At 65.7% G+C, this 23,578-nt stretch carries 21 protein-coding genes; 11 read left to right on the top strand and 10 right to left on the bottom strand.

Annotated features, from left to right (window positions below):
- Positions 1-71: 71 nt before the first annotated feature.
- Entirely contained in the window at positions 72-479 is a 408-nt protein-coding gene (locus U5A58_RS12130; protein WP_321934877.1) for a gamma-glutamylcyclotransferase family protein, read from the top strand.
- A 111-nt stretch (positions 480-590) separates the two neighbouring features.
- Here the strand turns inward: U5A58_RS12130 and aceB are convergent, their stop codons facing one another.
- Together aceB and U5A58_RS12120 are read right to left on the bottom strand one after the other, a co-directional pair.
- Positions 591-2,183, bottom strand: a complete 1,593-nt coding sequence (aceB, locus tag U5A58_RS12125) for a malate synthase A (protein ID WP_321961627.1) — start codon at positions 2,181-2,183, stop codon at positions 591-593.
- A 69-nt stretch (positions 2,184-2,252) separates the two neighbouring features.
- The gene (locus tag U5A58_RS12120) at positions 2,253-3,026 is read right to left on the bottom strand and encodes a haloacid dehalogenase type II (protein WP_321961626.1); all 774 of its coding nucleotides are present in this window, start codon (positions 3,024-3,026) and stop codon (positions 2,253-2,255) included.
- A 165-nt stretch (positions 3,027-3,191) separates the two neighbouring features.
- Here U5A58_RS12120 and U5A58_RS12115 point away from each other — a divergent pair, with 165 nt between their 5' ends.
- Positions 3,192-4,094 (top strand): LysR family transcriptional regulator, encoded by a 903-nt coding sequence (locus tag U5A58_RS12115; RefSeq protein WP_321961625.1) that lies wholly within the window; start codon positions 3,192-3,194, stop codon positions 4,092-4,094.
- A gap of 202 nt (positions 4,095-4,296) precedes the next feature.
- A complete protein-coding gene (locus tag U5A58_RS12110) occupies positions 4,297-4,731 on the top strand; it encodes a universal stress protein (RefSeq protein ID WP_321908842.1) in 435 nt (144 codons plus the stop codon).
- Positions 4,732-5,018: 287 nt separating this feature from the next.
- Here the strand turns inward: U5A58_RS12110 and aceA are convergent, their stop codons facing one another.
- The 3 genes from aceA to U5A58_RS12095 all read right to left on the bottom strand — a co-directional run bounded on the left by aceA (position 5,019) and on the right by U5A58_RS12095 (position 9,172).
- The gene (gene aceA / locus U5A58_RS12105; RefSeq protein WP_321961624.1) at positions 5,019-6,326 is read right to left on the bottom strand and encodes an isocitrate lyase; all 1,308 of its coding nucleotides are present in this window, start codon (positions 6,324-6,326) and stop codon (positions 5,019-5,021) included.
- Between the two features lie 420 nt (positions 6,327-6,746).
- On the bottom strand, positions 6,747-8,465 hold the full coding sequence (locus U5A58_RS12100) for a DEAD/DEAH box helicase (RefSeq protein WP_321961623.1): 1,719 nt from the start codon (positions 8,463-8,465) through the stop codon (positions 6,747-6,749).
- 437 nt (positions 8,466-8,902) lie between these two features.
- Entirely contained in the window at positions 8,903-9,172 is a 270-nt protein-coding gene (locus U5A58_RS12095; protein ID WP_321961622.1) for an acyl-CoA-binding protein, read from the bottom strand.
- A 179-nt stretch (positions 9,173-9,351) separates the two neighbouring features.
- Between U5A58_RS12095 and tsaB the strand changes: the two genes are divergently transcribed.
- Genes tsaB through U5A58_RS12075 form a run of 4 tightly spaced genes read left to right on the top strand, consistent with a single transcriptional unit; the run spans position 9,352 to position 12,719 of the window.
- Positions 9,352-10,194: a tRNA (adenosine(37)-N6)-threonylcarbamoyltransferase complex dimerization subunit type 1 TsaB gene (gene tsaB / locus U5A58_RS12090; RefSeq protein ID WP_415765208.1), complete on the top strand. Its 843-nt coding sequence runs from the start codon at positions 9,352-9,354 to the stop codon at positions 10,192-10,194.
- A complete protein-coding gene (gene rimI, locus U5A58_RS12085; protein WP_321908834.1) occupies positions 10,191-10,685 on the top strand; it encodes a ribosomal protein S18-alanine N-acetyltransferase in 495 nt (164 codons plus the stop codon). Before tsaB ends, rimI begins: the two co-directional genes overlap by 4 nt.
- Positions 10,672-11,643, top strand: coding sequence for a uracil-DNA glycosylase (locus U5A58_RS12080; protein ID WP_321961621.1), 972 nt, complete (start codon positions 10,672-10,674; stop codon positions 11,641-11,643). The genes rimI and U5A58_RS12080 overlap by 14 nt, the downstream gene beginning before the upstream one ends.
- A complete protein-coding gene (locus tag U5A58_RS12075) occupies positions 11,640-12,719 on the top strand; it encodes a DUF1853 family protein (RefSeq protein ID WP_321961620.1) in 1,080 nt (359 codons plus the stop codon). Before U5A58_RS12080 ends, U5A58_RS12075 begins: the two co-directional genes overlap by 4 nt.
- Positions 12,720-12,750: 31 nt before the next feature.
- Here U5A58_RS12075 and thiD read toward each other — a convergent pair whose 3' ends face one another.
- Both thiD and lplT read right to left on the bottom strand, forming a co-directional pair.
- Positions 12,751-13,557, bottom strand: coding sequence for a bifunctional hydroxymethylpyrimidine kinase/phosphomethylpyrimidine kinase (gene thiD, locus U5A58_RS12070; protein WP_321961619.1), 807 nt, complete (start codon positions 13,555-13,557; stop codon positions 12,751-12,753).
- 105 nt (positions 13,558-13,662) lie between these two features.
- Positions 13,663-14,973: a lysophospholipid transporter LplT gene (gene lplT / locus U5A58_RS12065; RefSeq protein WP_321961618.1), complete on the bottom strand. Its 1,311-nt coding sequence runs from the start codon at positions 14,971-14,973 to the stop codon at positions 13,663-13,665.
- A gap of 220 nt (positions 14,974-15,193) precedes the next feature.
- Here lplT and alr point away from each other — a divergent pair, with 220 nt between their 5' ends.
- From alr to U5A58_RS12050, 3 genes are all read left to right on the top strand, one after another.
- Positions 15,194-16,264: an alanine racemase gene (gene alr / locus U5A58_RS12060; RefSeq protein ID WP_321961617.1), complete on the top strand. Its 1,071-nt coding sequence runs from the start codon at positions 15,194-15,196 to the stop codon at positions 16,262-16,264.
- Positions 16,265-16,280: 16 nt separating this feature from the next.
- A complete protein-coding gene (radA, locus tag U5A58_RS12055; RefSeq protein ID WP_321961742.1) occupies positions 16,281-17,657 on the top strand; it encodes a DNA repair protein RadA in 1,377 nt (458 codons plus the stop codon).
- Positions 17,658-17,798: 141 nt separating this feature from the next.
- On the top strand, positions 17,799-18,062 hold the full coding sequence (locus U5A58_RS12050; RefSeq protein ID WP_233271643.1) for a DUF2866 domain-containing protein: 264 nt from the start codon (positions 17,799-17,801) through the stop codon (positions 18,060-18,062).
- Positions 18,063-18,134: 72 nt separating this feature from the next.
- Here U5A58_RS12050 and U5A58_RS12045 read toward each other — a convergent pair whose 3' ends face one another.
- On the bottom strand, positions 18,135-19,355 hold the full coding sequence (locus U5A58_RS12045) for a CaiB/BaiF CoA-transferase family protein (RefSeq protein WP_321961616.1): 1,221 nt from the start codon (positions 19,353-19,355) through the stop codon (positions 18,135-18,137).
- A gap of 95 nt (positions 19,356-19,450) precedes the next feature.
- Entirely contained in the window at positions 19,451-21,400 is a 1,950-nt protein-coding gene (locus tag U5A58_RS12040) for an ATP-binding cassette domain-containing protein (protein ID WP_321961615.1), read from the bottom strand.
- A 148-nt stretch (positions 21,401-21,548) separates the two neighbouring features.
- Here U5A58_RS12040 and U5A58_RS12035 point away from each other — a divergent pair, with 148 nt between their 5' ends.
- Entirely contained in the window at positions 21,549-22,031 is a 483-nt protein-coding gene (locus U5A58_RS12035) for a glutathione peroxidase (protein WP_321908822.1), read from the top strand.
- Positions 22,032-22,057: 26 nt separating this feature from the next.
- Here the strand turns inward: U5A58_RS12035 and cls are convergent, their stop codons facing one another.
- Positions 22,058-23,500: a cardiolipin synthase gene (gene cls, locus U5A58_RS12030; RefSeq protein ID WP_321908820.1), complete on the bottom strand. Its 1,443-nt coding sequence runs from the start codon at positions 23,498-23,500 to the stop codon at positions 22,058-22,060.
- Between the last annotated feature and the right edge of the window lie 78 nt (positions 23,501-23,578).

Genomic DNA, 23,578 nt, shown 5'->3' with positions numbered 1-23,578 from the left:
GGCCGGGCATAATGTGGACGGATCGATAGCGTGCTCGTGTGGCGCGAGACACCCTGAAGGAGAGAGAAGCCATGAAATATGTGTTCGTCTACGGCACGCTGCGCGCGGGCGAGATCAACGACATCAACCTCGCGGCCGATCGCAACGCGATCGCGCGCCCGCGTCACCTCGGTCTCACGACGCTCGCCGGTCGGCTCTTCGACTTCGGCAGCTATCCGGGGATGGTGGCCGAAGCGCCGGATGCGCAATCGACGGTCGTCGGCGACGTCTACGAAATCGACGACGCGCTCCTCGCGGTACTCGACGAAATCGAGCAGGTTTATCCGGGTGTGGATGGACTCTTCGTGTCGAAGGAAGTGGATATCGAGGTGCAGGGCGAACGCATTGCTTGCCTCTACTATCCGGTTGCGTCTGCCGCCATTGCAGGACGCCCCGAGATTGCGGGCGGCGACTGGGTCACGCATCGGCGCGCGCGCTGACCCGAAGACGCGCGGCGCTCCCGTGAGCGCGGCGCATGAAAACACGAAGGCCCGACGGATTCTCATCCGTCGGGCCTTTTGCATCGGCTATTCGTTAGCAATCCCGATGAATCAGATCTCTTCGTACAGCGGCAGCGTCAGGAACTCGACGAAGTTTTCCGACGTCGACATCTGCTCGAAGATCTGCGCGGCGCGCTCGTACGGCTTGGTGTCGCCGCCCACCGACGCCTTCACCTTGTCCAGCTCCTGCGGGATCAGATCACGCACGAACTCGGCCGTGACCTTGCGGCCGTCCTCGAGCTTGCCCTTGGGCGAGCGGATCCACTGCCACACCTGCGAGCGCGAGATTTCGGCGGTCGCGGCGTCTTCCATCAGGTTGTGGATCGGCACGCAGCCATTGCCTGCGAGCCACGAACCGAGGTAGTGGATGCCCACGTTGATGTTGTTGCGCAGGCCAGCTTCGGTGATCGGCGCTTCCGGACGGAAGTCGAGCAGATCCTTGCCCGCGACGTTCACGTCCGGGCGCTGCTTGCCGATCTGGTTCGGCTTGTCGCCGAGCACCTTCACGAACTCTTCCATCGCGATGGGCACGAGGCCCGGGTGCGCCACCCAGCCGCCGTCGTAGCCGTCCGTTGCGTCGCGCGCCTTGTCAGAGCGCACGCCGCCCATGGCCTTGTCGTTGGCGGCCGCGTCGTTCTTGATCGGGATCAGCGCGCTCATGCCGCCGATAGCCGGTGCATTGCGCTTGTGGCAGGTCTTGAGCAGTTCGAGCGCGTAAGCGCGCATGAACGGCACCGTCATCGTGATCTGCGAGCGGTCGGCGAGGCAGAAGTCCTTGTCGTTCTTGAACTTCTTGATCGCCGAGAAGATGTAGTCCCAGCGGCCCGCGTTGAGGCCCGAGCTGTGCTCGCGCAGTTCATAGAGGATTTCGTCCATCTCGAACGCGGCGAGGATCGTCTCGACCAGCACCGTCGCGCGAATCGTGCCGCGCGGGATGCCCACGCCTTCCTGCGCCGCGACGAAGATGTCGTTCCACAGGCGCGCTTCGAGATGGCTTTCCATCTTCGGCAGATAGAAGTAGGGGCCGCTGCCGCGCGAAATCAGTTCCTTCGCATTGTGGAAGAGAAAGAGCGCGAAGTCGAAAATGCCGCCCGACACACGCTGACCGTCCACCGTCACGTGCTTTTCGTCGAGGTGCCAGCCGCGCGGACGCACGATCAGCGTGGCGACCTTGTCGTTGAGCTGGTAGCGCTTGCCGTTTTGCTCCAGCGAAATCGTGCGGCGCACGGCGTCCTTGAGGTTGAGCTGCCCGATGATCTGGTTTTCCCAGTTCGGCGAGTTCGAGTCCTCGAAGTCGGTCATGTACGAGTCCGCGCCCGAGTTCAGCGCGTTGATGATCATCTTGCGCTCGACCGGGCCCGTGATTTCCACGCGGCGGCATTCGAGATCCTTCGGCAGCGCCGCGATCTTCCAGTCGCCTTCGCGGATCGATTTCGTTTCGGCAAGAAAGTCGGGGCGCTCGCCGGCATCGAGGCGCTTCGTGCGCTCGACGCGTGCCTTCAGCAGTTCCTGGCGGCGCGGCTCGAACGCGCGATGCAGCTTCGCAACGAGTTCGAGCGCTTCGGGCGTGAGGATCGTTTCGAAGCCGGGCTGGATTTCAGCCGTGATCTGCATGCCTTGCGGCAGTTGCAACGTGTTCGCCATTTGCTTGCTCCTTGGTCGGTCAGACTGTGAATGTGTGGTTGTTGTGGCTGCGTCGTTCCATGCGCGCCGTCACACGCCCGGGCTGGGGCGAGGGCGGCTGTGCCGGTCCGGCGCAGCGGTTTCGAGAAAGGCGGCGAGTTCTGCCATGCCGCCGCCGGTGCCATGCGGCGCCACGCCGAGCTCTTCGGCGGGCAGTCGCTGGCGGTTGATCCAGAACGTGGTGTAGCCGAACCAGCCGGCGCCCGCGGCGTCCCAGCCGTTCGACGACACGAACACGATGTCGCGCGGCGCGGCGTCGAAGGCGGCGGTGCCGAGCGAGTACGCGGCGGCGGCCGGCTTGTAGGCGCGCACGGCATCGACCGACAGCACGTGGTCGAAGAGGCCGCTCATGCCGGCGCTCTTCACCGCGATGTCGAGCATTTGCGGGTTGCCGTTGGAGAGGATCGCAAGGCCCATGCGCGTGCCGTCTTCGCGCGGCTCACGCAGGCGGCGCAGCGCGGGCAGCACGTCGGGGAAGGCCGAGAGGCAGGCATATTCGTCCATGAGACGCTTTTCGCCTGCACCCGTGAGCGACAGGTTCAGGCGGCGCGCGGCGTAACGCAGCGCGTCGAGCGTGATGTCCCAGAACGGGCGGTAGCGCGCGCCGGCCGGGTCGGAGAGCGTGCGCAGCTGCGTGTACTCGATCTGCTTGAGGCGCCAGAGCTGCGAGAGCGCCTCGCCCTGGCCGGGGAACATCTGCTCGGCGGCAGCGACGACCGAATGCACGTCGAAGAGCGTGCCGTACGCGTCGAAGATCACTGCCTTGGGAAATCGTGTTGTCGATGGTGTCGTTGTGGCCGACATAGCCTTGCACTCCGTCTTCAGAGGTCGAGGTCGATTGTATTCATGAGTCGTATCACTGAAAAAGGCGGGATTGATCACTTGATCTTTTACTTTTACCCACCTAATCTGTCGGCCTGATCTCTCTTTTCCACTGTTTCTGTCGCCCAGTGCGCGCCGTGACCGCTGATGGACCGCTTCAAACAGATCGAGACCTTCGTTACCGTGGCTGCCAAGGGCAGCCTTTCCGCCGCCGCCCAGGCCGAGGGCGTGGCCCCTGCCATCATCGGTCGGCGCATCGATGCGCTCGAGGAACGGCTTGGCGTGAAGCTGCTCGTGCGTACCACGCGGCGCATCACGCTCACGTTCGAAGGCTCGGCGTTCCTCGAGGACTGCCAGCGCATCATTCACGACATGCAGAACGCCGAGGCGAGCGTGTCCGAGGGCGGCGTGAAGGCGAGCGGGCACCTGCGCGTGTCCGCGCCGGCAGGTTTTGGGCGGCGGCACGTCGCGCCGCTCGTGCCCGATTTCACGGTCGCGCATCCGGACGTGAGCATCGCGCTCGATCTCTCGGACCGGCTCGTCGATCTCGTGAACGAGGGCTTCGACTGCGCCGTGCGGCTGGGCGAATTGCCCGATTCGTCCCTCGTGTCGCTCAAGCTCGGTGAAAACCGGCGCGTGTGCGTGGCGGCGCCCGCGTATCTGTCGCGCCGCGGCGAGCCCGAAGCGCCCGCCGATCTCGTGCGTCACAACTGCCTCGCTTTCGGCGCGAGCCTGAACCAGCAGCGCGGCTGGGCGTTTCAGCAGGAGGGCAAGGTGGTGTCGATCCGCGTGGCGGGCACGATGGAATGCTCGGACGGCGCGGTGCTGCACGAGTGGTGTCTCGCTGGCCACGGTCTGGCGTGGCGCTCGTGGTGGGAAGTCGGCGAGGATATTGCGGCGGGCCGGCTCGTGACGGTGCTCGACGCGTTCGCCGCGCCGCCCATCGGCATCCACGCCGTGTTTCCGCAGCGCCGCCATTTGCCGCTGCGCGTGCGCCTCTTTCTCGACTTTCTCAAGCATACCTACGGTCAACCCGGTTACTGGGGATAGGGGCCGCAGTGCGTGTTTCCGATATCCGGATTGACCCGCACGCACGGCTTGCGCCGATTTTTCGCGCACTACAATCGACCTGTGGGCCAAGGCGCCCGCCTGCGCGAGACGCTGGCTGACTGCTTGCCTGCGTTTCGAATCCCGCGTTTGACCGCGTTTGACCCTTGTCTTGCCCGTAATCCGCCAGGCCACGGAGGGCGCCATGTTCAAGCACATTCTCGTACCGACTGACGGTTCGGAGCTGTCGAAGAAGGCGATCGACGGCGCGATCGACCTCGCACGCACTGTGGGCGCGCGCGTCACGGCCTACGCGTGCCTGCCGCAATATCCGTACTCGCCATACGCCGACGTGGTGATCGAGCCGCCCGGCGACTTCCAGACGCGCAGTGAGCGAGAGGCGCGCGTGCATCTGGACGAAATCGAGGCGGCTGCGCGCAATGCGGGCGTGATCTGCGACAGCCTCACGAGCGTGCATCCGGCACCGTATCTCGGCATCATCGAAGCCGCCGAATCCGGAGGCTGCGACGTGATATTCATGGCTTCGCACGGGCGTCGCGGGCTCGGCAGCCTGCTGATCGGCAGCGAGACGCAGCGCGTGCTCACCCATACGAAGATTCCGGTGATCGTGTATCGCTAGTCTTTTTAGTGGGATGCAGGCGCCGTTCGGGGCGGGTGCTTTTTCGCCGATTCGCGATGAAGCACAAGGCCATGCTCGCCCGGTGCGTTGGCTGGGCGAGCCGCGAGCCGGATTCTGTCCGGCACGCGCGGCCTGTGTCCTCTACCGCTTCCTCCCTGAAACGCCTTGCGGCATGCGCCCGGGCCGCGCCGGTGGGCATCCGGCGCGCCCCGCCAAGGTACGCGTGCCAGCTGCCTGTTCGTGCGCGGCGGCTTGCGCCGCCGTTACTGCCGTTACTGCCGGTGGTCTTACGCCACCTTCTTGTCGAAGAACTGCTCGTCCTCCGTCGAACCGTGCAGCGCCGTGGTCGAGGCGTCGCGCTCGACCGTCTGCGTCACGGCGTCGAAGTAGCCCGTGCCCACTTCGCGCTGGTGCTTCACAGCGGTGAAGCCCTTTTCGGCGGCGGCGAACTCGGCCTGCTGGAGTTCGACGAACGCGCTCATGTTCTGGCGCGCGTAGCCGTGCGCAAGGTTGAACATCGAGTAGTTGAGCGAGTGGAAGCCCGCAAGGGTGATGAACTGGAACTTGTAGCCCATTGCACCGAGTTCGCGCTGGAATCTGGCGATCGTCGCGTCGTCGAGATTCTTTTTCCAGTTGAACGACGGCGAGCAGTTGTACGAGAGCAGCTTGCCCGGGAACTGCTTGTGGATCGCTTCGGCGAACTTCTTCGCGAACTCCAGATCCGGCTTGCCCGTTTCGCACCAGATCATGTCGGCATACGGCGCGTAGGCGAGACCGCGGGAGATGGCCTGTTCGAGGCCGTTTCTCGTGCGGAAGAAGCCTTCCACGGTGCGCTCGCCTGTGAGGAACGGCTTGTCGTTGTCGTCGATGTCGGACGTCACGAGGTCGGCGGCTTCCGCGTCGGTGCGGGCGAGCAGTACGGTCGGCACGCCGCAGACGTCGGCGGCCAGACGCGCGGCCGTGAGTTTGGCGATATTCTCGCGCGTCGGCACGAGCACCTTGCCGCCCATGTGCCCGCACTTCTTCACCGAGGCAAGCTGGTCTTCGAAGTGCACGCCCGCCGCGCCCGCCTCGATCATCGCCTTCATCAGTTCGAACGCGTTCAGCACGCCGCCGAAGCCGGCTTCGGCGTCCGCCACGATCGGCTGGAAGAAGTCGGTGTAGCCTTCGTCGCCGGGATTCTTGCCTTCGGACCACTGGATCTGGTCGGCGCGCGTGAGCGTATTGTTGATGCGCTTGACGACCTGCGGCACCGAGTTTGCCGGGTAGAGCGACTGGTCCGGGTACATTTCGCCGGCGAGGTTGGCGTCGCCCGCGACCTGCCAGCCTGACAGATAGATTGCCTTCAGGCCGGCCTTCACTTGCTGCATGGCCTGGTTGCCCGTGAGCGCGCCCAATGCGTTGATGAACGGCTCGGTGTTCACGCCTTGCCAGAGCTTTTCGGCGCCGTTTTTCGCGAGCGTATGCTCAGGCTGGATCGAACCGCGCAGGCGCACCACGTCGTCAGCGGTGTAGTTGCGTTTGATGCCGTTCCAGCGCGGATCGGTTTCCCATTGCTGCTGGAGTTGCCGGGCTTGCTGTTGACGAGTCGACATGGTGTGCTCCTTCGTTTGCCTGATAGTGGATCGCTGAAACGAAACGGCTGAACCGCTGAATCTCGCAAAACGAAGGCGCCGGCTTCTGGATTTGGGCGTTTCGTTTCACGAACTCTTATATAAGAGTCTAGGCAAATCGGTCGACCACCAACAGACGTGCGATGGGCTTTTTTGTGCTTTTTTATTTCAATAAAATCAACGATGTAAAAAACTATTTTTGCAATGTGAAAGGCAATTTTCCATCTTGCAATCGAGCGCTTTGTGCCATGCAGCACGATTTTTTACGAGGTAAAAAAATTTTTCATATCGTGAAATTCGGGCGTCGATAAAAAAAGACCGGTGCCTAAGCACCGGTCCTGAGCATGTTGCTGCGGCGGCGGGGCGGCTCAAAGGCCGCGCCGTGCGCCGCTTGTCGACGATTTAGCTGTCGCGACGTGCGCCACGCGGGCCGTCGTTACGGCGCGCGCCGTAACCGCCACCGCCTTCGCGCGAGCGGCCGTAGCCTTCGCGTTGCTGGCCGTAGCCGCCACGGTTGCCTTCGCCGCTACGCGAGCCGCCACCAAAGCCGCCTTCACGCGAACCGTAGCCGCCTTCGCGGGCGCCATAGCCGCCGCGCGAGCCTTCCGGCTTGTTGCCCCAGCTGTTGCCGTTGCGATCGCCGCCACCGTTGCCGCCATTGCCGCCACGGGCGCCGTAGCCACCCGGCTTGCCATTGCCGCCACCGTTACCGAAGCGACGGCCACCGCCATTGCCACCGCCCGGACGGCCGCGGCCGCCAAAGCCGCGGTTAGCCGGCGGCGCTTTGCGCGGCTCGAAGCCTTCCACGACGTTCACGGGCAGCGGCGAGCGCACGAAACGCTCGATGCGCTTGAGCGCGCCTTGCTCGGCGTGATGCACGAGGCTCACCGCCACACCCGAGCGGCCGGCACGGCCGGTACGGCCGATACGGTGCACGTAGTCTTCGGCGAACTTCGGCAGGTCGTAGTTGAACACGTGCGTGATGCCGGGGATGTCGATACCACGCGCCGCGACGTCGGTCGCGACGAGCACGCGCACGCGGCGCTCGCGCAGCGCACGGATCGTGCGGTTACGCGCGCCTTGCGGCAGGTCGCCGTGCAGCGCGGCGCTTTCGAAGCCGGCGTCGGCAAGCTTGCCGGCGAGCTGGTCGGCGTCCATCTTCGTGGCCGTGAACACCACGGCCTGGTCGAGGCTTTCGTCACGGAGCAGGTGGTCGAGCAGACGATCCTTGTGATCGCGGTCGTCCACGTAGTGCACGGTTTGCGCGATATTCGAGTTCGCTTCGACCTTGCGCACGATCTCGATACGCTCCGGGTCCTTCAGCAGGCGGCCGGTGATCGAAGCGATCTTGCCGTCGAGCGTGGCCGAGAACAGCATCGTTTGACGCGTTTCGGGCGTGGCGGCGACGATCGTGTCGATGTCGTCGATGAAGCCCATGTCGAGCATGCGGTCGGCTTCGTCGAGCACGAGCATTTTGAGTTCGGACAGGTCGATGCGGCCGCGCTCGAGGTGATCGAGCAGACGGCCAGGCGTCGCCACGAGAATCTCGGGGTTCTTCGCGAGCAGCATGAGCTGCTGGCCGTATGCCACGCCGCCGAGAATGCTCACGGTGCGCAGACGGCGCAGGTGCTTGCCGTACGTCGAAGCGGCGGTGGTTACCTGCATCGCGAGTTCACGCGTCGGCGTGAGCACGAGGAGGCCGGGGCGCGCGACCGGTTGCGGGCGGCGCTGGCGGCGATCGGCTTGCTGGCCGTTCTGGCCTTGCGGACGCGGCTCGCGCGGCTGGGCGGCCTGGGCCTTCTGGATCTGCGCGAAGCGCTCGATGGCGGGCAGCATGAATGCTGCGGTCTTGCCCGAACCGGTCGGGCTCGAGACCAGCAGGTCGCGGCCGGCGATGGCGGCAGGAATGGCGCGTTCCTGCACGGGCGTCGGGGCCTTGTAGCCCGCTGCGATCAGCGCGGAGACGATCTCCGGCGACAGACCGAGCGACGCGAATTCCGAACCGTCGGTTGCATCTGCGGCCTGCGCGGGGGCTTCAGCGGAAGCGTCGGCGGCGGCGGGAAGACCGAGGGCCTGATCGGCGATTGCGTCCAGGGGGCTTTGGGTATTGCTCGAAGTCATGAAAATCCTTGTTACACAGGAAATAGAACGTCGGCGCCAATCGGCATACCCAAGTCGTCGGATTTTGCGAACAAATCGAAAAACGGGGGCAATCCGCGCGCAATGGCGGATTTTTCGTTAGAAGCTGTTTTGGGTGCGACTTCGGCCGGGATTGGCCAGTCGCCAGCCTGATACTTGACGGCCCGAAAACAGGGCCAAGCAGGGGGGGACAGGTTCTAAACTGGATTGGAGCTTAACGCTACGAGGCGTTGTGCTGATCGAACGAGCGACCGGAGCGCAACGCAGCACGCAGTATATCTCGTTTTGTTGCGGCGCGCCAGAGCGACGCACCGCGAAGGCGCGGGCGCGGCGGCGTGACGCAGCGGGCCGGGTCGCCCGCTTCGTCACGCACCGCTTTTACCTGGCGTGCGCCAGGCGGTTTTCTGGAAAGGGCCTGATCAGCTCGTGGCGCCGCTCTTGAGCGATTCGACGAGTTCGACGTATTGCTGCTTCGCGGTTTCCTGTGCCGTGCCTTGCAGGGCGGCCCACGCTTCATACTTGTACTTGCCGACGATGTCGGTGAAGCCGGGCTTGTCGCCGTGCACGTCGCCTTCGGTCGCCTGCTTGAAGAGTGCGTAGAGGCGCAGCAGCGTCAGATTGCCGGGGCGCTCCGGCAGTTGCTGCACGTCTTGCTGGGCTTGGGTGAACTGCGTGTTCACGTCGCTCATGTTGTTTCCTCCGCTTGGTGGTTCAGGTCAGCGCGCCGATGGTAGCAGCGCAAACCCCGGAAAAGCTGGAGCGATTCCTCCACTTATGGCTGGCCCGAATGAGCCAAGGGGCGGCAGGGCGCCCGCGCAACCGCCAGATGGCGAGAGCCGGGGGCCCGCGCGGGGGGCGGGGCATTACAATAGCGCTCATGACCGAAACCGTGCTGCTTGCCCTCGATACTTCGACCGAATATTGCTCGGTCGCGCTGCTTCGCGTCGCCCCCGGCGGCGCAGATCGTTCCCCCTCCACCGGCGGCGAGACCGCCTCCGGATCGCTGTCGGAAGTCAGCGTCTGGGTGCGCCACGAAGCCACGGGCGCCGTCTCCAGCACGCGGCTGCTGCCCGCCATAGCCGAATTGTTCGACGAAGCCGGCCTCACGCTCGCCGACTGCGACGCGATTGCGTTCGGCGCGGGTCCGGGCTCCTTCACGGGTTTGCGCACGGCGACGGGCGTGGCGCAAGGGCTCGCGTTCGGTCTCGATATCCCGGTGGTGCCGGTGGGCACGCTGCTCGTCTGTGCGGAGAGCGCACGGCTGCGCGATTGCGCCGCGACCCGCGTGCTGGCCGCCCTCGACGCGCGCATGGACGAAGCCTACTGGGCCGATTTCGAATGGGACGCCGCGGTTGGCGACTGGCGCACGTTGCAGCCGGCATCGCTCGACTCGCCGGAGCACATCGCCGCGCCCGACGCACCGTTCACGCTGGCGGGCAACGCCGCCGCCGCGTTCGGCGCGCGCCTGACAGCCGCTGCCGCCGCGCGCACGATCGACGCCGAGGCGCTCCCGCACGCGTTGCCGCTCGCGCACGCGGCGTTGCGCGCGTTTCGCGCGGGCCGCACGCAACCCGCTGACCAGGCCGCGCCCGAATACGTGCGCAACAAGGTCGCGCAAACCACGGCCGAACGCCTCGCCGCGAAGGCCGCGGCGCAACGTGGTGCGGGCGGAGCGGGGGAAGGTGGCGTGGGCGGCGAGGGCGCGCAATGAGCGGCGTGCTCATGACCGACCGCTATTTGTCGCCGATGACCGAAAGCGACCTGGACGAAGTCGCGATCGTCGAGCGCTCGGCGTACGAGTTTCCGTGGTCGCGCGGCAATTTCGAAGACTCGCTGCGCAATGGCTATTACGGTCTGTGCATGCGTCATGTCACTGGCATGCTGGTCGGCTATTGCGTGCTGATGCCCGTGGTCGACGAGATGCATCTGCTGAATCTTTGCGTCGCGCCTCAGGCGCAGGGTGCGGGCGCCGGGCTCGCGATGCTGCGCGAGGCGGTCCGCATTGCGCGCTCGCAAGGTCTCGAAGGCCTGCTGCTCGAAGTCCGGCCTTCGAATCATCGGGCCATCCGGCTGTACGAACAATTCGGCTTCGTCACGATCGGCCGTCGCAAGAACTACTATCCGGCGAAGCACCACAGCCGCGAGGACGCACTCGTGATGCGTTTTTCTTTTGCAGGGGAGGGCGCGGATGCCGCTCGATGAGATCGCGCTGGAGGAGCTTGGGCTCGCGCCACGCTGGGTGCGTAAGGGAACGCAGGGTGGCGCGTCGCTCGAAGCGTCTCCTGATGACGCGGCCGTCGCACCGTCGCCCGCGGTGACGCGCGCCGAAGTCGAAATCGAAGCGCCAGTGGTGCAAGCGGCGCGCCCGGCCGCCGCGGTGCAGCCCGCCGAAGCACAACCGGCCGCCCCCCAGCCACCGCAACCCGTTGCGCGCGCCGCCGCGCCCTCGCAGCCCGCGCCGCATTCATCCGATGAACCGCCGCCGCTCACGGACGAAGATTTCGCGTGGTTCGACTCGGTGGCCCAGCCGGTTCTGCCGCACGAGGCCGAGCCTGCGCAAACGAGCGGCGCACCCCGCAACGACGTCGCGACGCTCGACTGGGACGCGCTCGCCGAGCGCGTCGCCTCGTGCACCCGCTGCCGTCTGTGCGAGAAACGCACCAACACCGTGTTCGGCGTGGGCGATCGCAAGGCCGACTGGATGTTGATCGGCGAGGCGCCCGGCGAGAACGAGGACCGTCAGGGCGAGCCCTTCGTCGGTCAGGCGGGCAAGCTGCTCGACAACATGCTGCGTGCGCTCTCGCTCGCGCGCGGCGAGAACGTCTATATCGCGAACGTGATCAAGTGCCGCCCGCCTGGCAACCGCAATCCGGAGCCCGACGAGGTCGCGCGCTGCGAGCCGTATTTGCAGCGTCAGGTGGCGCTCGTGAAGCCGAAGATCATCGTCGCGCTCGGGCGTTTCGCGGCGCAGAGCCTGCTCAAGACCGAAGGGAGCATCGCGTCGCTGCGCGGACGCGTTCACGAGTACGAGGGCGTGCCCGTCATCGTCACCTATCACCCCGCGTATCTGCTGCGCAGCCTGCACGACAAGGCGAAGGCCTGGACCGACCTCTGCCTCGCGCGCGACACCTGGCGAGCAGCCTCCGGCGGCGAGCAATGAACGCCGCGCGGCCCGCGGACGTATCCGGTGCGAGCAGTGCCCCGGGCGAAGGCGGGCCGCGAGACGATGCCGGGCCGCAGCGCGTACCCGACGCTTGCGCGGACCACGATCTGATCGATCGCCTCACTGATCCGGCCGTGCGCGATCTCGCGTGGCTGCTCTACAGCCCCGATCTGTTGCGTGCGCAACCACCGCTCGCACCGCTTGCGCAATGGTGTGCCAATGCGCAAGAAGCTCGCGCCACGTGCGACTGGCTCGCGCAACTCGATCGCGATCCGGCGCATCTGCACGAAGCGCTCATGGCCGCGCCGACGCATCGCCTTGGACGCTATGCCGAAAATCTGCTGGGATGGTTTCTCGCGAATGGACCTGCGGCCCAACTCGTCGCGCAAAATGTGCCGTTGCGTCGTGCAGGCATCACGCTCGGCGAGTGCGATTTCCTCGTGCAGACGCGTGCGGGCGCGCGCCTGCATTGGGAACTGGCGGTGAAGTGTTACCTGCACGCGGGGCCCGGCGATGCCGCACGCGCATCGCTTGCCGAATTCGTCGGGCCGAACTTGCGCGATCGCTTCGATCTGAAGCTGACGCATCTGCGCGACCATCAGCTGCGTATGAGCGCACGCGAAGAATTCGCCTCGCTTGGTTACGAAGGCCAGTGGCTTGCACAGATGTTCGTGAAGGGCTGGCTTTTTTACCGGGCGGGAGAAGCGGCACCGTCACGCGTGGAGGACGCCCCTGAGCTGGCCGCAGATCATGGGCGCGGCTGGTGGGTCACGCGTTCGGACTGGCCGGCGTTCGCGCGGCAACAGACGGCCGATGGCTGGAGCGTGTTGCCGAGGCTCGCGTGGCTCGCGCCACGCAGGCTGGCGGCCGTGCCGGGTGCAGCGCAAGCAACCGCAAGCACAGCGTCGCCCATCGACCCCAACGCGTTGGTCACCGCGCTAGCCCGGCCAGATGACCCGGTCCTGGTTGCGGCATTCGCGACCGACGGCGCGGGCGGCTACCGCGAAATGTCGCGCGGTTTCATCGTTCCCGACGATTGGCCCGCGCGCGCCGCGGCATTTTCGCGTCAGTGAGTTGCCGGTCAACAAGCGCGTGAAAGTGCGCTTACCACCAGCGCCAGAAGTGATGCACCGGCCCGACGCCATGACCGACGTCGAGCCGCTCGCTCGCCTCCAGCGCCGCCGTCAAATACTGCTTGGCTTCGCTAACGGCCGGTGCGAGCGCGCCGCGTTGCGGCCACAGTGCGGCAATCGCGGAAGAGAGCGTACAGCCGGTGCCGTGCGTATTCGTGACCGGCACGCGTGGGCCGGCAAGACGCAGCGTGCCACCGGCTTCGATGAGCCAGTCGGGGCTGTCCGCGCTGCCCAGATGGCCGCCTTTCATCAGCACCGCTTGCGCACCTAGCGCGCGCAGCGCTTCGCCTTGCTCGACCATCGCGGCTTCGTCGGCGGCAGGCGCCACACCGAGCAGTGCAGCGGCTTCCGGCAGATTCGGCGTGACGACGCCAGCCAGTGGCAGAAGCTCCTCGCGCAGCGCGGCGACCGCTTCGGGCGCGAGCAGCGCGTGATTGCTCTTCGAGATCATGACGGTGTCGAGCACGACACGCGCCGGCTTGTGCCGCCGCAGCGCATCGGCGACGGCGCGCACGATGTCGGCATTGGCGAGCATGCCGATCTTCACGGCATCAATGCGGATGTCGTCGAACACGGCGTCGAGCTGCGCGGTGACGAACCCCGCGTCGGGCGCGTGGATCGCGGTGACGCCGCGCGTGTTCTGCGCGGTGAGCGCCGTAATGACGCTCGCGCCGTACGCGCCGAGCGCGGAGAACGCCTTGAGGTCGGCCTGAATGCCCGCGCCGCCGCCCGAGTCGGAGCCGGCGATCGTGAGAACGTTGGAAATCGATGAAGTCATGGCAGCGTCAGATGCGCGTCGCGCGCGGCGTGTCGCCGCGCGTGCACAGGGAAAATTCGGTTCGGCGGAGGCGGCGGTCCGATTACGTCGGACCCCGCACGCCCATCAATGCCTGTGATTTTCGCCGATCAGGGCGACCGAGTCGAACGAGCGCTGATTCGCCTGGTGGCGGCGCATCACGAGCCACATCATCAGGCAGACGAACGTGCCGAACAGCACGATCACGATGGTCACCGGCACGTCGAGCCACACGAGCACGGCATAGAGGCACAGCATCACGAGCACCGAAAGATTCTCGTTGAAGTTCTGCACGGCGATGGAGTGGCCGGCGGAGAGCAGCACGTGGCCGCGATGCTGGAGCAGCGCGTTCATCGGCACGACGAAGAAGCCCGAGAGGCCGCCCACGACCATGAGGAAAATGTAGGCAAAAATCAGGTAGCCGGGAACGCGCAAATGGCCGATATGCAGGCCCCAATGCGGCGGAAAGAGATGGCGCGTGTAGAACGCCATGAGCATGACGGCAAGCCCCATGATGATGCCGACCGGCAGCACCGAGAGCGACTTCTTGAGCGGTATGCGCGCGGCCGCGATCATGGCGCCGGCCGCCACGCCCACGGCCACCACGGCCTGCAGCACCGCGCCTTCGGAGAGCGACATGCCGAGCGAGACTTCGGCCCACTTGAGGACGATGAATTGCAGCGTCGCGCCTGCGCCCCAGAAGAGCGTCGTGACCGCGAGCGAGATCTGCCCGAGCTTGTCGCGCCAGAGGATGTTGAAGCAGTCGGCGAAATCGGTGATGAGGCGGATGACACCGTGCTGCTGGCGCGGATAGCGCGCGCCGGTGTCGGGAATACGCAGATTGAAGAGGGCGGCGATCACGTAGATCACCATGATCACGACCATCGCGGCTTCGGCGGGCGTGCTGATCGCGGCGGGCGTATGGCGCAGCACATGCGAGGCGATGTGGGGGCTGATCAACGCGCCGCCGAGCACGGTGCCGAGAATGATCGAGCCGACTGTCGTGCCCTCGATCCAGCCATTGGCGGCGACGAGGCGCTCAGGCGGCAGCAGCTCGGTCAGGATGCCGTACTTGGCGGGCGAATACGCCGCCGCGCCGAAACCCACTACACCATAGGCGATCAAAGGATGCGTGCCCGCCAGCATCATGGCGCAGCCGACGACCTTGATCGTGTTCGTGATGAACATCACGCGGCCCTTGGGGCGGGAATCTGCGAAGGCGCCGACGAAGGCGGCAAGAACGACGTAGGAGAGGACGAAGAACAGCTTGAGCAGCGGCGTCATCCAGTTCGGGGCGTGGAGATCTTTCAGCAGTGCAATCGCAGCGATCAGGAGCGCATTGTCGGCCAACGACGAAAAAAACTGCGCGGCCATGATGGTGTAAAAGCCTTTTTTCATCTGATGCGATGCTTTCCTCGCTGCGGTCCGTCCGCCCCGGACGGGTGGGAGGCATCCGGGCTTATTACGTTCGAAATGGGTTGTGCGCAGGGCTTTATATCACGAAAATAGGCGTATTCGGACTAGCACAATCCTTGAGCGCCCGTCAGGCGGGCCTGCGGGGCGCTGAAAACACCCTGTAAGCTCCTGATTCGAAAGCGTCTTTGCGAAAAAATCTCCCATGCCGCGCCCCCTCTCAGCAACGATCCACACCGCCGCTCTCGCCAATAACCTCGCCGTCGTCCGCAAGTACGCGCCAAAGTCGAAAATCTGGGCCGTGGTGAAGGCCAACGCCTACGGGCACGGGCTTGCGCGCGCGTTTCCCGGCCTGCGCGCAACCGACGGTTTCGGCCTGCTCGACCTCGAGGAAGCCGTCAAGCTGCGCGAGCTCGGCTGGGCAGGTCCGATCCTCCTGCTCGAAGGCTTTTTCCGGCCGACCGACATCGATGTGATCGACCGCTACAGCCTCACGACCGTCGTGCACAGCGACGAGCAGATGCGCATGCTCGAAATGGCGCGTCTCTCGAAGCCGGTCAACGTTCAGCTCAAGATGAATAGCGGCATGAACCGGCTCGGCTATACGCCCGAGAAGTACCGCGCCGCGTGGGAGCGCGCGCGCGCCTGTGCCGGCATCGGCCAGATCACGCTGATGACGCACTTCGCCGACGCCGACACGCCGCGCGGCGTGAGCGAGCAGATGGCCGCGTTCGAGCGCGGCGCGCAAGGCATTGCGGGTGCACGCAGCCTCGCCAATTCGGCTGCCACGCTCTGGCATCCTTCGACGCACTTCGACTGGGTGCGCCCCGGCATCATTCTTTATGGCGCTTCGCCTTCGGGCTTCTCCTCGGCGCTCGAAGGCACAGGCCTGCAGCCGGCCATGACGCTCGCGTCCGAACTCATCGCCACGCAGCACGTCGCCGAAGGGCAGACCGTCGGCTACGGGTCGATTTTCACGGCGCGCAAGCCCATGCGCATCGGCGTGGTGGCGTGCGGTTATGCCGACGGCTATCCGCGTGTCGCGCCCGAAGGCACGCCGGTGATCGTCGACGGCGTGCTCACGCATGTCGTGGGCCGCGTCTCCATGGACATGCTCACCGTCGACCTCACGCCCGTGCACACCGCGGGCGTGGGCGCCCGTGTGGAACTGTGGGGCAACAACCTGCCGATCGACGACGTCGCGAAAGCCTGTGGCACGATTGGCTACGAGCTGATGTGCGCCGTTGCGCCGCGCGTGCCGGTGCGGGCCGAATAACGCCATGGCAAAGAGCATGGCGAAGGTCAAGACACTGTACACGTGCACCGAATGCGGCGGCCAGGCGCCCAAGTGGCAAGGCCAGTGCCCCGCGTGCGGCGCGTGGAACACGCTGGTGGAAGGCGTTGCCGAATCGGCGAGCAGCCACCGCTTTCAGTCGCTCGCGAAGAGCGCGCCGGTGCGGCGTCTCGCCGATATCGAGGCGTCCGACGTGCCGCGCTTCACGACCGGCGTGGGGGAATTCGACCGCGTGCTGGGCGGCGGTCTCGTCGCGGGCGGTGTGGTGCTGATCGGCGGCGATCCTGGCATCGGCAAGTCGACGTTGTTGCTGCAGTCGCTCGCGCAGATCGCGGCGGAGCGTCGCGCGCTCTATGTGAGCGGCGAAGAGTCGGCTGCGCAGATCGCGTTGCGCGCGCAACGACTGGCGTTGCTCGATCCGGGATCCATGGCGAGCGAGCTGCAACTGCTCGCCGAGATCCAGCTCGAAAAGATCCAGGCAACGATCGAGGCCGAGAAGCCCGATGTCGCGGTCATCGACTCGATCCAGACGATTTATTCCGAAGCGCTGACTTCCGCGCCGGGTTCCGTCGCGCAGGTGCGCGAGTGCGCGGCGCAGCTCACCCGTATCGCGAAGCAGTCGGGCACGGCGATCATCATGGTCGGCCACGTGACGAAGGAGGGCAATCTCGCTGGGCCGCGCGTGCTCGAGCATATCGTCGACACCGTGCTGTATTTCGAAGGCGACACGCATTCGTCGTTCCGTCTCGTGCGCGCATTCAAGAACCGCTTCGGCGCGGTCAACGAACTGGGTGTGTTCGCCATGACCGAGAAGGGCCTGCGCGGCGTGGCGAATCCCTCGGCGCTCTTTCTCTCGCAGCACGAGCAGAGCGTGCCGGGCTCCTGCGTGCTCGTGACCCAGGAGGGCTCGCGTCCGCTGCTCGTCGAGGTGCAGGCGCTCGTCGACACAGCGCACGTGCCGAATCCGCGGCGTCTGGCCGTCGGCCTCGAACAAAACCGGCTGGCGATGCTGCTGGCGGTGCTGCATCGCCATGCCGGCATTGCGTGCTTCGATCAGGACGTTTTCCTCAATGCGGTGGGCGGCGTGAAAATCACGGAGCCGGCCGCGGATCTCGCCGTGCTGCTCGCCATCCACTCTTCGATGCGTAACAAGGCGTTGCCCAAGGGTCTGATCGTTTTTGGCGAAGTCGGTCTGGCGGGCGAGATCCGACCCTCGCCGCGCGGCCAGGATCGTCTGAAGGAGGCAGCGAAGCTCGGTTTTTCATGCGCGCTGATTCCCCGCGCCAATGCGCCGAAGCAGCCAATCGAAGGTTTACAGGTGATTGCCGTGGAGCGTCTCGAGGAAGCAATCGACCGGGTACGCGAGCTGGATTGAGCGCGGCGCGCGGGTGCGGAAGCTGTGTACTGTCGCGTAATGATTAGTAACAACCCTGGTTCCGGCTGTAACCATTTCAGACTGCGATTTCCCTATCCTTGGCGCGATGTTCAACCCGTGTCGAGCGGAAAGGATAGCGACTTGAAACAGACTGATACGTCCTTCGACGGTCGTTCGATCGTCGTGCGCGGCTGCCGGGTATCCGAGCCGCTCATGCAGCCTTGGGGCAGCACCTGCCGGATCGTCGAGTGGATCGATGGTGACGGGCGCATTTCGCGCCGCGTCGTGGCGGAAGACGTGACGGCGGCCGAGGTGCGCAGCACCATTGCGCACCACGTGGAAGGCCGCAAATACGTAATGTACGACGACGAGCGGTCGCCGCGGCAAACGCTGCCGCGACGCTAAACGAAAAAATGGGCGCTGCAAGGCGCCCATTTTGCTTTGTGCTGATGGTCGGCGCTGCGTGCGCCGCGTGAACTAGCCCCACGGACCGTAGGTGAAGGTTTTTTTCCCGCCAGGTGCGCCCGACGTTTCGGCGCCTTGGACCGGCTGTGCTGACCGGACGGAGTGCGCGCCTTGCGGCTGGCCGGCTGGCTGAAAAGCTGCCGCCTGCATACCGGGCGCGGTCTGCTGCGCTTGCCGGGCGGACATCTCGTCCATCATGGCTTGCAGGACTTCGGCATTGAAGAGGGGATGGCGCGAAGCCTCGCCAGGTGTGAGGACCGGCGAAACACAGGTGTCGATCGCCTCCAGACGGTCGATCCATGTCTGCAGCGACTCCGACTCGATGATGGCCGCCAGCTCCCGCGTGAGCGCGGCGGCGTCCGCACCGCCGATCGCCTGACCGAGGCTCCAGTGGCGCTCGGCCCAGTCGTCGCGGCCGATGGCCTGGCACAGCGTCTGCCAGAACTTCAGTTCGAGCGCGCCGACGGCGAGCCACCGGCCGTCTTGCGTGCGATAGAGGTTGTAGCAGGGCACGCCGCCATTGAGCAGGCCGCCGCCAGGCTGCAGCGCCGCGGCGTCGTCGTTGGCCAGCGCGACCTGGGCGACCACATTGTGCGCATAGCTCGCGTGCGCCATCGAAACGTCGACGAAACGGCCCTCGCCGCCCCGCGCCACATGCCAGAGCGCCGCGAGAATCTGCGTGACCGCGCTGAGCGCGCCGCCGAGCAGGTCGGCGATCTGAAAATTGGGCAGCACCGGCGTGCCGTCGCGCGAGGCCAGTTGGTCGAGCACGCCCGAATAGGCCACATAGTTGATGTCATGGCCCGGATGGCCGGCGAACGGGCCGGTCGTGCCGTAGCCCGTGATCGCGCAATAGACGAGCTTCGGATTGACCTTGCGCAATGTCTCGTAGCCTACGCCGAGGCGGTCCATCACCCCGGGCCGGAAACTTTCGACCAGCACATCGGCGTCGCGGGCGAGCGCGAACAACACCGACCGGCCGCTCTCGGTCTTCAGGTCGACGCGGGTTTCGCGCTTGCCGCGATTGACGAGGCGATAGAACGCACCAGGGCGTGCGGCCACTTCGTCCACTGCGCTTTGCATCATCACGCGCGCCGCGTCGCCCGCGCCCGGCGGTTCGATTTTCAGGACGTCGGCGCCCATTTCTGCGAGCCGCAAGGTGGCCACGGGCCCGGGCAGAAGACGGGTCAGATCCAGTACGCGAAGGCCCTGCAATGCGGCGGGTGACGACACTCGTGGCTCCCTTCTGGCGAAGATTCTTGGCGAAAAGCGCGGCTAGCGGCGCGATGGTGGTGCAGTGGCAACCTCAGTGGCCACTATAAGCTGCACTAGCCGATCTGCTCGAGTTCCTCGTGCGCGTCGAGCCATTCGGCTTCGAGCGTTTCGAGGCGCGTGGCAACTTCGGCCTGGCGGCGAATCGCTTCGGTCAGGCGGCTCTTCTGCTCCGGCTCGTAGCTTGCCGGGTCGACGACGAACGCGTCGAGCGTGCTCTTTTCGCCGTTGAGCGCATCCATTTCCTTTTCGATCTTGCCGATTTTCGCCTGTAACGGCTTCTTCAGGTGCGCAACCTTCTGGCGCTGCTCCGCTTCCTGGCGCCGCTGTTCCTTGCGATTGACGTTGTCGGCGCTATTGGCGCCGTTTGCCGCATCCGCCGTGCCAGAAGCGGCTTCCTTGAGCGCCGCGCGTTGCTCGGCTGCGTGCTGGAGCAGCCAGTCGCGGTAGTCGTCGAGGTCGCCGTCGAACGGTTGCAGGCGATGCTTCGCCACCAGCATGAATTGATCGGTCGTGGCGCGCAGCAGATGCCGGTCATGCGACACGAGGATCAGCGTGCCTTCGAACTGGGCGAGCGCCATGGTGAGCGCGTGGCGCGTTTCGAGGTCGAGGTGGTTGGTCGGCTCGTCGAGCAGCAGCAGGTTGGGTTTCTGCCAGATGATGAGCGCGAGCGCGAGGCGCGCCTTCTCGCCGCCCGAGAATGGGGCGATTGGGGCCGTGGCCATCTCGCCGGGGAAGTTGAAGCCGCCGAGGAAGTCGCGCAGTTCCTGCTCGCGCGTGTCGGGCGCGAGGCGCGCGAGATGCTGGAGCGGCGAGTCGTCGGGGCGCAGCGTTTCGAGCTGATGCTGCGCGAAGTAGCCGATCTGCAGGCCCTTTCCGGTGCGCAGTTCGCCGCTAAGCGCGGCGAGTGTGCCGGCGAGCGTCTTGATCAGCGTGGACTTGCCCTGGCCGTTCGCGCCGAGCAGGCCGATACGCTGGCCGTTCTGGATCGAGAGCGTGACGCGTTCGACGATGGGCGTTTCGCCGCCGTCCTCGGCCCGGTAGCCACAGCGCACGTCTTCCATCACGAGCATGGGGTTGGGTGCGGAGTCGGGCGTGCGGAACTCGAATGTAAACGGCGAGCTTGCATGCGCGGGCGCGATCAGCTCCATTTTTTCCAGTGCCTTCACGCGGCTTTGCGCCTGGCGCGCCTTGGTGGCCTTGGCCTTGAAGCGGTCGATGAAGCTTTGCAGATGCGCGACGGTGCGCTGCTGCTTTTCGTACGCGCTTTGCTGGAGCGCCAGCTGTTGCGCGCGCAAGATCTCGAACTGCGAGTAATTGCCGCCGTAACGCTTGATCTGCTGGTTTTCCAGGTGCAGCGTGACATTGCAGATCGAATCGAGGAATTCGCGGTCGTGCGAAATCACGACGAGCGTGCCGGGATAGCGGTGCAGCCAGTCTTCGAGCCAGACGATCGCGTCCAGGTCCAGGTGGTTCGTGGGTTCGTCGAGCAGCAGCAGGTCGGAGCGGCACATGAGCGCCTGCGCGAGGTTCAGGCGCATGCGCCAGCCGCCCGAGAAGCTCGCCACGGGCTGGCGGGTTTGCTCGAGCGTGAAACCGAGGCCGAGCAGCAGCGCTTCGGCGCGCGCGGGGGCCGTGTAGCCGTCTGCGTCGGCGAACGCGCCGTGCGCTTCGGCTTCGGCCGCGCCGTCGTGTGCGGCCGACGCCGCGGCGATGCGGGCCTCGATTTCGCGCAGCGCGGCGTCGCCGTCGAGCGCGTAGTCGAGCGCGGTGCGGTCCACCGCCGGGGTTTCCTGCGCGACGTGCGCGATGCGCCAGGACGGCGGCAGCGAGAAGTCGCCGGCGTCCGCGTGCAGTTCGCCGCGCAGCACGGCGAACAAGGTCGATTTGCCCGCGCCGTTCGCGCCGATGAGACCGACCTTTTCGCCGGGGTTCAGCGTGAACGAGGTCTGTTCGAAAAGCGGCTTGGTGCCGCGGGCAAGACTGAATTGGTTGAAGCGGATCACGACGGCGCCGGCGGGAAGAAAACGAAGGAAAGCGCTATTTTAGACTGTGTGGGGCTCCGGCCGGCATTGGCCGAACGGCTAGCCGTTTGGTCGAGTGCTAATTCCACGCTTTCTCACGTAGACTGGCGCTTTTCCACGGGAGAGCCAGATGACTTCGATCTATTCGTTTTCGGCGCAACCGCTCGGCGGCGGGGAGCCGGTGAGCCTCGAGCGCTATACGGGCAAGGTGCTCCTGATCGTCAACACCGCGAGCGAGTGCGGGTTCACGCCGCAGTACGCGGGCCTGCAAAAGCTCCACGACCAGTACACCGCGCGCGGGCTCGCGGTGCTCGGCTTTCCATGCAACCAGTTCGGCAAGCAGGAGCCCGGCGACGCCGCGCAGATCGGCAGCTTCTGCGAGAAGAACTACGGCGTCACGTTTCCGATGTTCGAGAAGATCGACGTGAACGGGGCGAACGCGCACCCGCTGTATCGCTGGCTCACGGGCGAGGCGCCGGGGCTCCTCGGGCTCGAAGGCATCAAGTGGAACTTCACGAAATTTCTGGTCGACCGTAGCGGCAGCGTGGTGAAGCGCTATGCGCCCATGACGAAGCCCGAGGCCATTGCAGCGGACATCGAAAAGCAGCTCTGAGCGCCGGCTGGCGGCAAAGGCGCGCGTTATAGAATCGGCGCGAAGAGCCGCGCGAGGTGCATCGTGATCTTGCGCCACGCCGGCGCGTCGCGGTACTCGCTGCGGTCGATCTCGAACGTCTCTTCGAAGTCGCGCAGCAGCATGGCTTCGACTTCGGCCGCGAAGCCGCGATGCACCGTCAGCACCATGATCTCGAAGTTCAGGCGAAACGACCGGTTGTCGAGATTCGCGCTGCCGATGGCCGCAGCCACATCATCGATCAGCACGACCTTCTGGTGCAAAAAGCCCGGCTTGTAGCGGAAGATGCGGATGCCTGCGCGCACCGCATCGAAGGCGTACAGCATGGACGCTTCGAACACCACGTAATGGTCGCGCCGGCTCGGGATCATGATGCGCACGTCCACGCCGCGCAGCGCCGCGAGGCGCAGCGCCGAGAACACGGCTTCGTCGGGCACGAGGTAGGGCGTGGTGATCCACAGGCGTTTTTTCGCGGCATTGATCGCCTCGACGAAAAAGAGCGAGCAGGTCTCCTGGCGGTCGGCCGGACCCGTGGGCAGGACGAGGCAGTACATGTCATCGCCGTCGCGCGGCACAACGGGGGGCGGTTCGCAGCCGGGGAGTTGCTGGGTGGCCCAGTACCAGTCTTCGGTGAAGGCGAACTGCACGTTGGCGACCGCTGGTCCGCGCAGTTCGATATGCGTATCGCGCCAGGGTGAGAGGCGTGCATTCGCGCCGAGGTATTCGATGCCTACGTTGTGGCCGCCCACGAACGCGTGCTGGCCGTCCACCACGACGATCTTGCGGTGGTTACGGAAGTTGAGCTGGAAGCGGTTGACGAAGTGGCGTTTCGTGGAGAACGGGTGCACTTCCACGCCGCCGTCCTGCAACTCGTGCACGTAGCTGGCGGGCAGGTCGAACGAGCCGATGCTGTCGTACAGCAAGTACGCGCGCACGCCGCGTTTCGCGCAGTCGAGCAGCACGTCCTTGAGCATGTCGCCGAGCGCGTCGGCGCGCACGATGAAGAACTGCACGATCACGTAGTGCCGGGCGCGTTCGATTGCATCGAAGATGGCGGAGAAGGTCGCATCACCATTCACGAGTGTGCGCACGGCATTGCCCGGCACGAGCGGCATGCCGCCGAGGCGCGCGAATGTGCGGATCACGCGTACGCCCAGTTCGTCGGCTGGCCATTCGCCCGCGGAGACTAGCTTGTCCCAGTCGGGCGCGGGAGCGCGTGAGCGCAACGTTTCGTTGCGCAGGCGCCGCGCGTCGGCATAGCCCGCGAACTTGCTGCGGCCGAGAAAGAGATACGGGACGAGCGTGAGATAGGGCATCGTCGCGAGCGAGACGGCCCAGGCGATCGCGCCCTGCGAGGTGCGCGTGTTGAGGATTGCGTGGCACGCCGCGATCAGCCCAAACAGATGGATGATCGCGAGCAGCGTGCCGAGGTGTAACCAGTCGAATCGCATAGATGCGTGGGACGCTCCTTCAGCCGAACGCAGGGCCGGCCCGCGCCGGGAAGCGCACGGCCGGAGGGCTCAATCTTA

This window comes from Paraburkholderia sp. J7 (assembly GCF_905220155.1).
Classification (GTDB): domain Bacteria; phylum Pseudomonadota; class Gammaproteobacteria; order Burkholderiales; family Burkholderiaceae; genus Paraburkholderia.
This window is presented reverse-complemented; position numbering and strand designations above follow the sequence as displayed.

Excerpts from the sequence above, each read along its gene's own strand:
- aceB (WP_321961627.1), bottom strand. The coding sequence starts at position 2,183 with ATGGCGAACACGTTGCAACTGCCGCAAGGCATGCAGATCACGGCTGAA.
- cls (WP_321908820.1), bottom strand. The coding sequence starts at position 23,500 with ATGCGATTCGACTGGTTACACCTCGGCACGCTGCTCGCGATCATCCAT.
- U5A58_RS12035 (WP_321908822.1), top strand. The coding sequence starts at position 21,549 with ATGACTTCGATCTATTCGTTTTCGGCGCAACCGCTCGGCGGCGGGGAG.
- U5A58_RS12130 (WP_321934877.1), top strand. The coding sequence starts at position 72 with ATGAAATATGTGTTCGTCTACGGCACGCTGCGCGCGGGCGAGATCAAC.
- U5A58_RS12120 (WP_321961626.1), bottom strand. The coding sequence starts at position 3,026 with ATGTCGGCCACAACGACACCATCGACAACACGATTTCCCAAGGCAGTG.
- thiD (WP_321961619.1), bottom strand. The coding sequence starts at position 13,557 with ATGACTTCATCGATTTCCAACGTTCTCACGATCGCCGGCTCCGACTCG.
- radA (WP_321961742.1), top strand. The coding sequence starts at position 16,281 with ATGGCGAAGGTCAAGACACTGTACACGTGCACCGAATGCGGCGGCCAG.
- U5A58_RS12100 (WP_321961623.1), bottom strand. The coding sequence starts at position 8,465 with ATGACTTCGAGCAATACCCAAAGCCCCCTGGACGCAATCGCCGATCAG.
- U5A58_RS12075 (WP_321961620.1), top strand. The coding sequence starts at position 11,640 with ATGAACGCCGCGCGGCCCGCGGACGTATCCGGTGCGAGCAGTGCCCCG.
- U5A58_RS12095 (WP_321961622.1), bottom strand. The coding sequence starts at position 9,172 with ATGAGCGACGTGAACACGCAGTTCACCCAAGCCCAGCAAGACGTGCAG.
- U5A58_RS12110 (WP_321908842.1), top strand. The coding sequence starts at position 4,297 with ATGTTCAAGCACATTCTCGTACCGACTGACGGTTCGGAGCTGTCGAAG.
- aceA (WP_321961624.1), bottom strand. The coding sequence starts at position 6,326 with ATGTCGACTCGTCAACAGCAAGCCCGGCAACTCCAGCAGCAATGGGAA.
- rimI (WP_321908834.1), top strand. The coding sequence starts at position 10,191 with ATGAGCGGCGTGCTCATGACCGACCGCTATTTGTCGCCGATGACCGAA.
- U5A58_RS12080 (WP_321961621.1), top strand. The coding sequence starts at position 10,672 with ATGCCGCTCGATGAGATCGCGCTGGAGGAGCTTGGGCTCGCGCCACGC.
- alr (WP_321961617.1), top strand. The coding sequence starts at position 15,194 with ATGCCGCGCCCCCTCTCAGCAACGATCCACACCGCCGCTCTCGCCAAT.
- U5A58_RS12115 (WP_321961625.1), top strand. The coding sequence starts at position 3,192 with ATGGACCGCTTCAAACAGATCGAGACCTTCGTTACCGTGGCTGCCAAG.
- lplT (WP_321961618.1), bottom strand. The coding sequence starts at position 14,973 with ATGAAAAAAGGCTTTTACACCATCATGGCCGCGCAGTTTTTTTCGTCG.